At 49.6% G+C, this 12,652-nt stretch carries 8 protein-coding genes; 5 read left to right on the forward strand and 3 right to left on the reverse strand.

Annotation, left to right across the window (positions count from 1 at the left end; all coding sequences use genetic code 11):
- The first annotated feature begins 20 nt into the window (after positions 1-20).
- Positions 21-1,544, forward strand: a complete 1,524-nt coding sequence (gene gatB / locus P8J86_04930) for an Asp-tRNA(Asn)/Glu-tRNA(Gln) amidotransferase subunit GatB (protein ID MDG2054033.1) — start codon at positions 21-23, stop codon at positions 1,542-1,544.
- A 15-nt stretch (positions 1,545-1,559) separates the two neighbouring features.
- Here the strand turns inward: gatB and P8J86_04935 are convergent, their stop codons facing one another.
- The gene (locus tag P8J86_04935) at positions 1,560-2,801 is read right to left on the reverse strand and encodes a glycoside hydrolase family 57 protein (protein ID MDG2054034.1); all 1,242 of its coding nucleotides are present in this window, start codon (positions 2,799-2,801) and stop codon (positions 1,560-1,562) included.
- Positions 2,802-2,922: 121 nt separating this feature from the next.
- On the opposite strand from P8J86_04935, the gene pyrE reads away from it, so the two are divergent.
- The gene (gene pyrE / locus P8J86_04940) at positions 2,923-3,453 is read left to right on the forward strand and encodes an orotate phosphoribosyltransferase (GenBank protein MDG2054035.1); all 531 of its coding nucleotides are present in this window, start codon (positions 2,923-2,925) and stop codon (positions 3,451-3,453) included.
- Between the two features lie 24 nt (positions 3,454-3,477).
- Here the strand turns inward: pyrE and P8J86_04945 are convergent, their stop codons facing one another.
- Complete coding sequence (locus tag P8J86_04945) at positions 3,478-5,922, reverse strand: hypothetical protein (GenBank protein MDG2054036.1); 2,445 nt, start codon at positions 5,920-5,922, stop codon at positions 3,478-3,480.
- Between the two features lie 372 nt (positions 5,923-6,294).
- Between P8J86_04945 and P8J86_04950 the strand changes: the two genes are divergently transcribed.
- From P8J86_04950 to P8J86_04960, 3 genes are all read left to right on the forward strand, one after another.
- The gene (locus P8J86_04950) at positions 6,295-7,374 is read left to right on the forward strand and encodes a hypothetical protein (protein ID MDG2054037.1); all 1,080 of its coding nucleotides are present in this window, start codon (positions 6,295-6,297) and stop codon (positions 7,372-7,374) included.
- Between the two features lie 464 nt (positions 7,375-7,838).
- Positions 7,839-10,022, forward strand: coding sequence for a peptide ABC transporter substrate-binding protein (locus P8J86_04955; GenBank protein MDG2054038.1), 2,184 nt, complete (start codon positions 7,839-7,841; stop codon positions 10,020-10,022).
- Complete coding sequence (locus P8J86_04960) at positions 10,019-10,975, forward strand: ABC transporter permease (protein ID MDG2054039.1); 957 nt, start codon at positions 10,019-10,021, stop codon at positions 10,973-10,975. Before P8J86_04955 ends, P8J86_04960 begins: the two co-directional genes overlap by 4 nt.
- A 233-nt stretch (positions 10,976-11,208) precedes the next feature.
- Here P8J86_04960 and eno read toward each other — a convergent pair whose 3' ends face one another.
- Positions 11,209-12,543, reverse strand: a complete 1,335-nt coding sequence (eno, locus tag P8J86_04965) for a phosphopyruvate hydratase (protein ID MDG2054040.1) — start codon at positions 12,541-12,543, stop codon at positions 11,209-11,211.
- Between the last annotated feature and the right edge of the window lie 109 nt (positions 12,544-12,652).

Genomic DNA, 12,652 nt, shown 5'->3' on the forward strand with positions numbered 1-12,652 from the left:
TTGGCGATATGATGCTGGCTATGACTGCTGTAAAAACCACACAATTGATGGTTGGCATGGAAATCCATGTTGAGTTGGCAACCCGAACCAAAATGTTCTCGAGATCGGCCAATCTGGCACACCCCGATTATTACGGAGCTGATCCCAACACGCTCCTTGACCCAGTCGTCGCGGGGCTGCCTGGCGCCTTACCCGTCATGAACCGAAGAGCTGTTGAGATGTCCATGATGGTCGGCAAGGCACTTGATTGTGAGATCTCCACAATCAGCAAATGGGATCGAAAAAACTACTTCTATCCTGATCTACCCAAGGGATATCAGATCAGTCAATTCGATCAGCCACTGTGTCTCAATGGCCACCTGGAAATGACTCGCTCCGACGGAAGCTTGAAACGTGTTGGAATCATTCGTGCTCACCTTGAAGAAGACACCGGCAAACTAGGGCACGAAACACCTGATGGTGTAAAACACGATGGTTCCCTCGTTGATCTCAATAGAGCAGGGACACCACTACTAGAAATTGTTACGGAACCAGATCTCACCTCTGCTGATGATGCTGTGTTGTTCGCTCAGGAGCTACGAAACATCTGTTGTTTTCTGGGAGTCACTGGTGGAATAATGCAGCGTGGACACATGCGATTTGAGCCAAACATTAATGTCATTATTACAACGGATGATGGTATTGAGCATGCCACTCCAATTGTTGAAATAAAAAATCTCAACTCTTTTCGAGCTGTACGAGCAGCTATTGAATTTGAGGAAACGCGTCAGATAAAACAATGGCAAAAAGATGGTGTTGAGATGGGCCCGGGCCAAAAAACAACGCGTGGATGGGATGATGATCAACTCGTGACTGTCCTTCAACGAGAAAAGGAAGATGCTCACGACTATCGCTACTTTCCTGAGCCAGATCTCGTCCCTGTGCACGTTAATAACGAATGGATTGATCAGGTGGCGAGTGAACTTCCAGAACTTCCTATTCAACGCAGGCTCCGCTATCAGGATAGTTATGGACTTCCCAAGAAAGATGCCGCAGCACTGACAGGCGATTATGAGCTGTGTTGCTATTTTGAGACCTGTACAGAAGTCACACTTGAGCAGGTTGGTTCTTTGAAAGAGGCTGAAGCGGCTCAAACTGTTGCGAAGTGGCTTCTTAACGCTGGCGCTAAACGAGCGAATGAGACTGGGCAGCAGATCCATGAACTCGGCATCACTTCAAAACAGATGAGCCAGATCATTGCGCTTCGTCAGCAGGATGACATTGGCTCAAGTGCTGCGAACGCTTTATTCATACTGCTCTGTGAAAAAGACGAAGACGCCCAGACGATTGCAGAACAAAATGGTCTGCTTCAAGTCAAAGATGATTCCCAGCTTGAATCTTGGATCGATACCGCCATTCAGCAGCAGCCGCAGGCAGCAGCAGACTTTAGTGAAGGAAAAGATGCTGCTATGGGCCGCTTGGTTGGGGCCATTATGAAAGAGAGCAAGGGCCAAGCTGATGCCAAGGTTGTCTCTGCAAAACTACGTGAGCGACTACGTTCCTAGTCAACGACAAAGAAATTAGCTTGAAGGTTGAGATGGAAGCGATTCATTCGCGTCGACGCGCGTGCGTACGTTATCTAAGACATTCATAAAGTTGATGTATGCATCGTATGGGCTGTCATAAGGACTAAAATATTTGTGTACATCTCCATCTGACCAATACTTTGTGCACATGTAGTAAAGGTGGTCGGATGTTGTTAGCTTTCGCCAGTCTTCCAAGATATGTGTGTCACCGGATTTATGCCTTGCCTTCACCAAGCCTTCGAGCTTAAATAACTCTGTGGCGGCGTTCTGTTGCATTTCATTACCTAACCATGCAGACAAGTCTCGCTCCGTATCTGCCCAAGATGTCACTTCTGGAACATCATAGGTGCCAATTGGTTCAGCACGTTTTAACGCTTCGCTGGTGGTGGCAAAATCATTCTTGCCTGGATTGAAATCAAAAACTTTTTCTGGCAAAGAGTCGAGGAAGTCAAAAATGCCTGAGTCTTCCCATTGGTGCTCACCGAATGTCTCGTAGTCCATAAAGAGATTACAGAGATAACCGTCACCATTAATTTGGTTAACCCATTCTGCAAAGCGCTCAGCCTTAAGTGGCCATTCAGACCACTCTTTATTTGAGAATCGGAATGCGATGTCATCACTAAGTTGGTAGTTTTTCAAGAGCACTTTAAGTGGAGCCGCCGCCGGATCATTTCCCCACTTAGGCGGCACATAAATATAGTTCGGTGATCGATAGCCCAAATATCTTTCAACACCTTCACACAACATCGCATCATAAGTGCCTAGCTCTGCAACGGTCTCAGCGAGCGCATTCGAATAGGTCAGCTCAGTATTCCGAAAAACTTTGGGCTGAACACCAAACAACTTCATCAATTGCGCTTCGTGCAAATGCACTTGCTCGTAGAACTCCTCTTTCGAATACAAGAAGGCGAGCGAGTGATGTGATGTTTCTCCAATGATTTCGCAAGCACCTGTCGCAACCAACTCTTGCATCATCTCAATGAGATCTGGGCACCACATCTGCCATTGTTCCAACACGACTCCAGATAACGAAAAGGACACCCGAAAACGGCCTTCATGGCGTTTCACCAAATCAATTAGCTTGGCAGTTGTCGGCCGATAGCACTTATTCGCAACCTTCTCACAAATAGCCTGATTTGCATCATTGTCGAAGTAGAACGGGTCATGGCTAAACACTGAATAGTGCCGTAAGCGATAGGGTTGATGAACTTGGAAGTAGAAGCAGATGGAGGCCATGGGTTTGCTCCGAGGTGATTATGTGGCAATTGAGCCATTCTACAGGGGATTACGTGTCATGTTCTCCACATCAGCGGCGTCTGAGTGCCAACCTTCCCGGATGACCTGTATCATCCCGACCATGACACAGACTCCGCTTGCCTCTCGTATTGCCGAAGTTGCGCTACTTCACGGTGATTTCACTCTCCGTAGTGGCCGGAAAAGCTCGTACTATCTGGATAAGTACCTTTTCTCAACACAACCAGACATCCTCTCCAAACTTGGGCCGATGTTTGCCCAGCATATTCCACCATCAGCAACGTTGCTGGCTGGATCAGAGTTAGGAGGCATTCCACTGGTCACTGCTGCCTCACTGGCATCGGGATTACCCAGCCTCTTTATACGCAACCAGAAAAAAACATATGGCACTGCGAAACAGATGGAGGGGCGTGTTTGTGATTCTGATCGAGTTGTGATTGTTGAAGATGTTGTGACATCCGGGGGTCAGGTACTGGAAGCAGCAGAAGTAATCGCTGCCACTGGCGCTGAGATTGTCCTCATTCTTGCGACCATCGATCGAATGGAGGGAGGACGTGAAAACATCGAGCAAGCTGGATATAAGTTCGATACGTTATTCACAACGAAAGATCTTGGTGTAAGCCAAAATCAATAATGAAGCTATCGATCTATTGAGTAGCTAGTTTTTTCGATCATTAATAATGCTACGCATTGCCTTCGCAGCGATCGAAACAGTGTTGTCATCTGATTTCACAAGATCAATCAGTGCTTCATTTTGCTCTGTAGTAACAGAATTGAGATTGTTGTACACATTCAAGAGAATTCCAAGTTGGACCATTGGTTCTTTTGAAAGCACAGATTCACTAACAAGTGGGCGGCTTATCTGACCCTCATTTAAAATAGATAACAGCCATCCCCGTGCGACCGGAGACTGCCTTCTAAAAGACTCTAAAACTACTGTGGTTGCATGTTCGAGTGTCTCATCGGCAATATTCTTAAGTCGACCATCCGCTTTGTCTGACTCCGCATTGAGCAACTGAGAAAGGATCGCCAGCATTACGGGGGCCTGCGAATCATCCGAGCTCTTGAGCTTTTTGATGACTTCATCAAACCAGGCTTCCGTTGGCAATATTCCATCGATGCGTAAGGGTTGACTCGTTGCAACGCTGCCAAGCACACCGGGCCAATAGGTCAGCTGAACGCCATTACTGGTATTTGCCTCACTGACAAAGAAATTCGTGAAACCCCTCGCGCTTATAGAAACACCCTCTGACATCATTTGATTTATTATTTGGCCAATTTTGGTCATATTCAAATTCAACTTCAACACAAGTTTTTCTTGCGGCTCTAGCCGAAGCCGTCGCCCGACGTCTAGGATGAGTGGTGCCAGTTGATCGAAGTTTCTATAGGTGCTTCTCACCGTCATATCTAAAAGTAAATCTGGTTGCAGTGGCTCTAGATCACCAATCGCAATTGGAAAGTCTGCCTTGTTTATAATCTCGACTAAGAACACTGGCGACTCGAATGGTTGAATTGGCGATTTCTCTGGCCGCACTCGGAATGTCATGAGCTGTGTTGGATCACTTGTGGCATAGTCAATAATTTTAGGTAAAGCTTGAGCCAGTGCATTGAGGCGGTTTGCGGTCTCGTTGATCGGTGTGCGTTGCCCAAGAATATTCCAGAGTTCTGAAGCAGCCATCAAACCCAAGATTGATCCTGCTCGCTCACGCGCAACTGCAAGAAAACCCTGAGCTGCCTTCTGTGTGTTTCCTTGTTCTTTGTCGATGACCGCTATGCCATAAGTAGCAAATGAATCACCTTCGGCAATCTTACTTAATAATTCCCTCGCCTTTGCTTGATCGCCACTTCGTAATGCCAGCCATCCAGCGAATCGATCGCTAGCCTGAGCATTAAGTTGCCCGGCATCCATGACGCGCTTAATGAGCGCACTTGCCTGACTAAGATCACTATCCGTCAACAAGAGAAGCCAAGCCCATTCCAGCTCTAATTGAGAAACAACAGCGATGAATGTGTTTTCATTAACACCCACCCCATCTTTCGATGCAGCCTCTTTAACCTCTTCGATTCTCTTTTTAGAGGTATAACCGAGAGCAATTGCTGCGTCCTTTTTTGACTGCTTGCTCCCCATCTGCGAGGCAACCGCGAGACGAATGCCACACAGCGCTGGAGACAGATCCGAAATTTCTTGGTCCTGCCCGACGAGTGCATTGCGTTTCTTGCCCTGGTCAATTCTGTCGATCCAATTCAGGACTTCGTCCGGACTCTTGCCTCCCCATGTCGCTAATACGAACTCCGTAAAAAAATCGTCTTGGAATATCGCTCCCTGATTCCGCAGAGATATCGCATTTCTTTCAATGATTTCATATATTCGGGATGCGCCTAGATAGGCACCTTTCTCGAGCAATAAACGGCCTACTTGTACCTGGGCCTGAAGATCTGCTGGATCTGCTCGCACCATACTCAACAGTAACTCTGCTTCGCCAATTGGATCGTCGGTGTTATCTTGATAAAACGTCGACGCACGAACAAGCGCTTCGCGATACGAAGGATCTGCTGCTATTGATTCCCCAAGCCACTGCGCGTAGGCATCATGATCTCCGACACGTTGGTGAAGGATTGCCAGATCAAGTGCGAGACGAGAGGCGATCGGCGTAGAGAGGCTTCCTCGCGTCGGTTGGCTAAGGAGACTTTGATATGCCTCGATTCGCTCAGTCGCAGTGTTGAGCTTTGACATATAAGTATCGAAGATCATAAGTGACAGGACATCATTGTCTGGTTCTAGGTCATGCAGCTTGGCTAGTGACTCCTGCGATCTCTTTACGTCCTCAGCCAACAACGAAAGTTCTAGGCGTTGTCGCCAGATTTCTTTATCCTCTGGAGATAGTTCAATCGCTACATCAATGAGTGCCTGTGCCGCTTTAATGTCATCAACCACAAGCGCTGGCACCGAAGCCATCTCTGTCGCCAGTACAGTGATTGCATTACCCATTCGCTGCTCAACACTCTGTTGGGCTTGGATGGATGTATTGAGCCCGGTGATGGCAACAATCATCAGAACAAGTGGTAGGTGACGCGATAAACAGCCTGCTAGTTGGATTGGCATTTTTTTCACAAAGTGGTGGCCTCATGGCCTAGAGTTCGGGCTGTTTCAATTGAGAGGTCGCTGGGGACCATGAACACTGTAGGAGAGGCATTCCGTACCGGCAAACGAGGCCCAGATACAGTAACTGGAGCCAAACTGGGCTTGGGATAGCCCGAACCCAGAAGAAAGTGGCTTCTGTTCGATACGATTTGTTTCTAGGGCGATATAATCTCATGCCTTAGACCTGTACCCCCACCCGTGGTCGGTTCCAGCCTAGATGGTATCCGCAACAGATTGCTTGGCCACGTATGGGACAACAAGAGGTCTTTGGTGACGAAGCCACAGATCCCTCTCAATCGGCCTGGGCTTGTACGGAATGGAGTTGTTGACGTTATGCGCTGTGACTGCTTGCTCTTAATTTTCACAATACTCGTGACGAGTGGTTTTGCCGCTCAAGGACATGCGCAACTCCAAGGCATTAACGACCTAACGACAAATGTCACTTTTTCAGATGCAGATCTTGCCAGGATCGAAGCTTATACGAGCCAACTCACCGCGCAATTGGCTGCTTCTGATTCAACGCCAACTCAGCGGATCACCGCACGGGCCGAACTGCTAGAGCCACTTTCATCGATACGACTGACGCCTGCATTCCGATCGAGTTATTCAAAATCAATCCGGCCGAAATTAAGAGCAATGATTGAGAGTGATGATCTTCAGGCAGCCATTATGGCGCTCCAGATCACCGGTGGCCTTGGTGATGAATATTCGCTACGTATCCTCGAAGATCACCTAGATGTACAAGATGAGCCCCGCTTCCAGATTAGGCTGTGGGCTGCTCGGGGCTACAGCACCACGCTCAAAAAAGGCCTTGAGCAGGGCACCATTCCCCCTCGAAAAGCGGTCTCGATGATTCGTGATCTCCAGCGCGCCGCTACCGAAGAAACTGACTGGTTTGTACTCAATCGGGATCTAGACACGCTTGCCCAAATTGCCACTATCTCTAGCCTTATGGGTAATAAAGATATCCGTGACCAGGCGGTTGATTCTCAACTCGCTGTCCTCGATGCGGTTGTTCAACGAATGAAGAAACAATCGCCGGGCCCGAGCTCATTGATGAATGCTGTACCACACTCAATTAGCCGCCTAAGAACCATTTACCTCAGCCCAACATTGGGGATTCAGGACAAAAGAAAACTCGCGGCGCGTATGAGTCCGATCTTGGTGGGCATTATTAGTGTTTCTAGCGATCACTGGGATTCAGCACATGTTGATGATCAAGCAATCAGCTCATATGGCAACACCATTCACATGAGCCAAGAGCTGCTTCGGGTGCTCGATGCTCAGGTGCGGGCTAATGTGAACGGGGCCCCACAGACAGAACTTCACGATGCATGGAATACCGGCGACCGGGCAACCTTCCAGACTGGATATGAAGCCTGGCGAGACATTACGGCCCGACCTCCATATTGATTTCCGAAGTTTTTATTCGAACCAAAAAAAAAGACACCCCGGCAACAAGCCAGGGTGTCTGTTTTTTTGAAACGATCCAGTTGGATCGGCGATGGTAATGTCAGCCGTTTCCGGCGGGGTGAGCCGCGAAGCTCAGAGTTCCCTCCTCACCTCATTGCTCCACTACATGGACCTGCGAAGGCACCGTCACTAAGGGGCCAGCCAATTCAGAAAAAACCCCACAACCCTCAGAAAGAGAATTGTGGGGATGGGGTGGGAGCTGATCACCCCTATATGGCCCATATTTAATCAATAAAGGGAGGTTTCCCAGCATGATCGCTGAATGGACCCTCCCCTCCTATTGACGACCTGCGTTCGGAGTGGAGCGTAGAGGCCATGAAACCACAGGGTTAAAGGGCTTGTTTGGTCGATGCCCTCTATTAGAAACCACCAGATCCTCTTTTTCTCCCTGTTAGACTCCCTACGTGGCCCGCATACTCCTCCCTTTTCTCGTGATCGTCGCTCTGCTCATTGTGAGCATCTGGATTGATGACACCCCCGGCGAGGCCGATCTCGTCTTTGTGAATCGTGGTGATGTCTTTACCCTCGACCCTCAGCGGATGAGTTGGACACAAGACTTTCGCATCGGCTATGCCTTGTATGAGGGTCTTGTGCGATGGAACAACGATGACTTCACAATCATCCCCGCCGCAGCCAGCTCATGGGAAATCAGTGAAGACCAGCGCACCTATACATTTCACCTGAGGGATGACGCAAAGTGGAGTAATGGTGACCCCGTCACGGCACATGATTTCATCTATGCATGGCGGCGGCTCCTCTTGCCAGATACATCTGCCGACTACTCCAATATGCTGTTTGGAATTCAAGGCGCCGCTGACTACTGGCATTGGCGCAATGATCAGCTTGCAGCACTCATTGCAAATCCTTTCGGCGATCAGACTGATGAAGATCGCCGCAAGGCTGCTCAATATCTTGTTGCTCGACTTGAGCCACAACTCGCACAGCAGGTTCAATGGATGGGCAGCCAGCAAGATCGAGCTGCTATTGAAGTAGAGCTTAAAGCACTCAAAGAATCTCTTGCCACGAATCAGACAGATCAACTGACGCGGCAGTTAGCCAGCAGCCCAACCCTTCAAACACTCATGAGCAGACTTGAAGAGCGTGACCTTCGCGAAGCTGAAATTAATTGGATGTGGCAACAAGCCCAGCAGCGCTTTGTTGATACGGTCGGTCTTGAGGCGCCAGATGATCACACGCTCGTCATCAAGCTTGAACAACCAATACCCTACTTTCTCGACTTGATTGCCTTTGGCGTCTGTAACCCCGTACACCGCCCCACAGTAGAGGGCTGGACACTCACACCAGAAGAAACACAACAACTTGCTTCATCAGGTTGGCATCGCATCGAGACGCCAGCATTTGAAGAACGGCGATGGTTTGATATTGACGATGTCACCGGGCGATTACAGCAGAAGCATGACTGGGGTCGACCCGATTTTCACGTTGCCAATGGTCCGTATTGTCTTGATCAGTGGCGCTACAAGCGTGATATGAGGCTTGAGCGTAATCCGTACTACCACACGCCTGAAATGGTTCAAGCTGACACGGTTCAGGCAATGACTATTGAAGACACCAACACCGCGGTGCTTGCCTTTGAATCAGGAACACTTGATTGGCTTAGTGATGTGAATGCTGAGTACCAGGCAGACATGCTTGCCCAGCGACGGGCGTATGAAGAACGCTATGCCGTGGAGATCAAAGATCTCATGGATCGTGGTGTTTCACTTGATGAGGCGCTGGGGCAAATGCCTGATCCGCAAGATGGCGAGCGACGCAACATTCATGTGTTCCCCACTTTTGGCACCGACTTCTGGAGCTTCAACTGCCGCCCAACATTAGTCGATGGCAAGCCGAACCCTTTCGCGAATGCAGCGGTACGTCGCGCTTTTGCACTGGCAGTCGACAAGCAAGCCATCACCTCGAAGGTGACACGCCTCAATGAGCCAATTGTCACAACGCTGATTCCGCCCGGTTCGATTCCTGGATACGACAATCCAACTGGCCTTCCTCATGATCCCCAGCGCGCCCGCGATGAGCTCGCTGCCGCAGGCTGGGAAGATCGCGATGGTGATGGCATCATTGAAAACGAGGCTGGTGAACCATTCCCTGTGGTCGACTTACTTTGGACGACGAACACCGATCGTTATAAGTGGATTGCTCTTGAGTTGCGCGACCAATGGCAAAGGGAATTAGGCGTTTCTATTGAACTTCGTGGCACAGACAACAAGTTCTATCGCAACGATCTCTTTACGGGTAATTTTATGATTGCCCGCGGCCGTTGGTATGGTGACTACGGTGATCCCACCACGTTTCTTGAACTCTGTCGCTCAACCGACGGCAACAATGACCGTAAGTTTGCCAGCCCCGAAATCGACGCCATGCTCGATGCCGCCGCAAAAGAGCGAGACCCCGCCAAACGGATGGCGCTCTTAGCTGCCTGTGAAGAAAAACTCTTCACTGAAGAGGTTCCTATGGTGCCGATTTGTAACCTCGTGCAGGTGTACATGTATGAACCAGGCACACTGAAGGGTCTTTCTCGACATCCACGTCTTGCCCAGTACTTGTGGCGCATGGAGGTCGAGCAATGATTGGCATGATTATTCGTCGGCTTTGTCAACTACCACTCATTTTATTAGTGATCTATACGTTGACCTTCAGCTTGGCGTGGCTTATCCCCGGCAACCCACTTGAAAAACCTGAAGGGCGCCGCCCACCCGAAGAAGTGATGGCGGCCATGAAAGCGCAGTACAAGCTCGACTCTCCATGGGCGTTCTATTGGGACTATCTTGACAAAGCCACTGGCTTCGCTTGGTTAACCGGCGATCGTGAAGGCCCCATATTTGATTTGGGCCCAAGTTTGAAGCACGAAAACTGGACCGTCAATGACATCCTGAGCAACCAGCTTCCAGTTTCGGTTGCTTTGGGTATGTCTGCAATCATCTTGGCATGCATCATTGGCATCGGCGCTGGTGTGATAGGCGGAGTGCGCCCTGGCTCTATTGGTGATCTTGCCTCGTTAACAATAGCGCTCATAGGTATCAGCCTCCCGACCTTTGTGATTGGGACTTTGTTGCTGGTCACCTTTTCGGTTTGGCTTAATGCCTTTCCAATTGGGGGATGGGGCACGTTGTGGCATTTATTTTTGCCGGCACTCACACTTTCGTTGCCATTTGCTGCCTATATCGCACGCCTTACTCGCTTTGGCATGATGGACCAACTCGGAGCCGACTATATTCGCACGGCTCGTGCGAAAGGGCTCAGTGAGATGCGCGTGACACTTAAGCACGCCCTCAAGAATGCCATGCTTCCTGTCATTAGCTACCTCGGGCCAGCAGCAGCAGCGGCAATGACGGGCTCGTTTGTGGTTGAGAAGGTGTTCGCTGTACCTGGTATTGGAACGCACTTTGTTGATGCGGTGCTCAGCAAAGACCTGACCTTAATCATGGGTGTGGTTTTGGTCTACTCGATCTTACTGATTGTCTTCAACCTCATTGTTGATGTGATGTACACCTGGATCGACCCCCGCATCGAAATGGCCTAACCCGATTCGGCAAGTAGCCGCTTACCGAACCGAGTAGGCACGAAGAGTCGATGGTTGATACGCCAAATCAAAAACACAAGGCGCGTCCGTGTGCCTATTTTGGAATATGACCCTAATGCCAACATGAGAAGTGAAGCATGTCGGCGCTCTATGAACTGTTATGCCAGTTGAGCGCAGCAACAGCATTCAAAGTTTATTTTTTTCAAATATTCTTGAGTTCTTATGAAACCAGCCTATGCCGGTTGCGGCATATCCGCTTTACGTGGTTGCCAAGGCTCTGGGCCATAGATCGCATCATCACCAAGCTGCTCGGCAATTTGAATCAATCGGTTGTACTTGGCCACACGATCGCTTCGGCATGGTGCCCCAGTCTTGATTTGGCCTGCATTGGTGGCGACTGCAATATCGGCAATCGTGGAGTCTTCGGTCTCACCGGAACGGTGGCTAATGACTGCGGCATATCCATTGCGCTGGGCCAATGTGACGGTTTCGTTGGTCTCGCTGAGCGTTCCAATCTGATTCACCTTTACGAGAATCGAGTTGGCACAATTTTTCTCGATTGCCTGGCGTAGAAACTTTTGATTGGTTACCAAAAGATCGTCACCAACAAGCTGTACACGATCGCCTAAACGAGCGGTGAGCTTTGCCCATCCATCCCAATCTTCTTCACCAAGCCCATCTTCCAATGAGCGAATTGGGTAACGCGTGCACCAGTCCTCCCACATATCGATCAATTCATCACTAGAAACGACTCGACTGGGATCACTGGAAAAGAAGCAATACCCCTCCTTGCCTAATTTTCTAGCTTCATTGGCCAGCTCACTGGTTGCGGGATCGAGGCAGATCACGATTTCATCGCCAAGAGAGTATCCAGCCCGATCAACCGCACGCTCAATAACGCGTAGCGCATCTTCGTTATCTTTTAGGTTTGGCGCAAACCCACCTTCATCACCAACTGTGGTTGCCAAACCATCATCATGCAACACGCCCTTAAGTGTGTGGTAAATCTCAACACCCGCTCGCAACGCTTCATGAAAATCATCGAAGCCCAATGGTTGAATCATGAACTCCTGGAAGTCCACCGTGTTATCTGCGTGTTTACCGCCGTTTAAGATGTTCATCATCGGCGCAGGTAGCGTTCGCGCCCCGGTGCCACCCAGGTAGCGGTAGAGTGGTTGATCAGTCGCTTCCGCAGCGGCTCTTGCCACCGCCAAAGAAACGGCGAGTATCGCATTGGCCCCAAGATTACCTTTGTTCTCTGTTTCATCGAGTTCAATCATGGAACGGTCAATGCCCTCTTGGTCGCGAGCATCCATTCCTAGAAGTGTGGGTGTGATCTCATCATTCACATTGGCAACCGCTTTGTAGACACTCTTGCCGCCGTACAGCGACTGGTCGCCATCTCGAAGCTCGACCGCTTCATTCTCACCTGTACTGGCCCCAGATGGCACGCCAGCTCGCCCACTGACGCCACAAGCCAAGAACACATCACACTCAATCGTGGGGTTGCCACGTGAATCTAAGATCTGTCGCGCGTGAATATGGTCAATTTCAAAGTCAATGCTCATAGTGAGATCTTCCAGTTCATTACGGGTATACAACTTCTTGCGCCGAGACCCACCATTTGGGTCAGCGTGTCTCATTGTAACCAACTAGAGCCTGGTTACCGATTCAAGT

Source organism: Phycisphaerales bacterium (genome assembly GCA_029268515.1).
In the GTDB taxonomy this organism is placed as follows: domain Bacteria; phylum Planctomycetota; class Phycisphaerae; order Phycisphaerales; family SM1A02; genus JAQWNP01.

Bases quoted from the DNA above. Each gene is read 5' to 3' on its own strand.
- gatB (MDG2054033.1), top strand. From the start codon at position 21: ATGACTGCTGTAAAAACCACACAATTGATGGTTGGCATGGAAATCCAT.
- P8J86_04935 (MDG2054034.1), bottom strand. From the start codon at position 2,801: ATGGCCTCCATCTGCTTCTACTTCCAAGTTCATCAACCCTATCGCTTA.
- pyrE (MDG2054035.1), top strand. From the start codon at position 2,923: ATGACACAGACTCCGCTTGCCTCTCGTATTGCCGAAGTTGCGCTACTT.
- P8J86_04945 (MDG2054036.1), bottom strand. From the start codon at position 5,922: ATGCCAATCCAACTAGCAGGCTGTTTATCGCGTCACCTACCACTTGTT.
- P8J86_04950 (MDG2054037.1), top strand. From the start codon at position 6,295: ATGCGCTGTGACTGCTTGCTCTTAATTTTCACAATACTCGTGACGAGT.
- P8J86_04960 (MDG2054039.1), top strand. From the start codon at position 10,019: ATGATTGGCATGATTATTCGTCGGCTTTGTCAACTACCACTCATTTTA.
- eno (MDG2054040.1), bottom strand. From the start codon at position 12,543: ATGAGCATTGACTTTGAAATTGACCATATTCACGCGCGACAGATCTTA.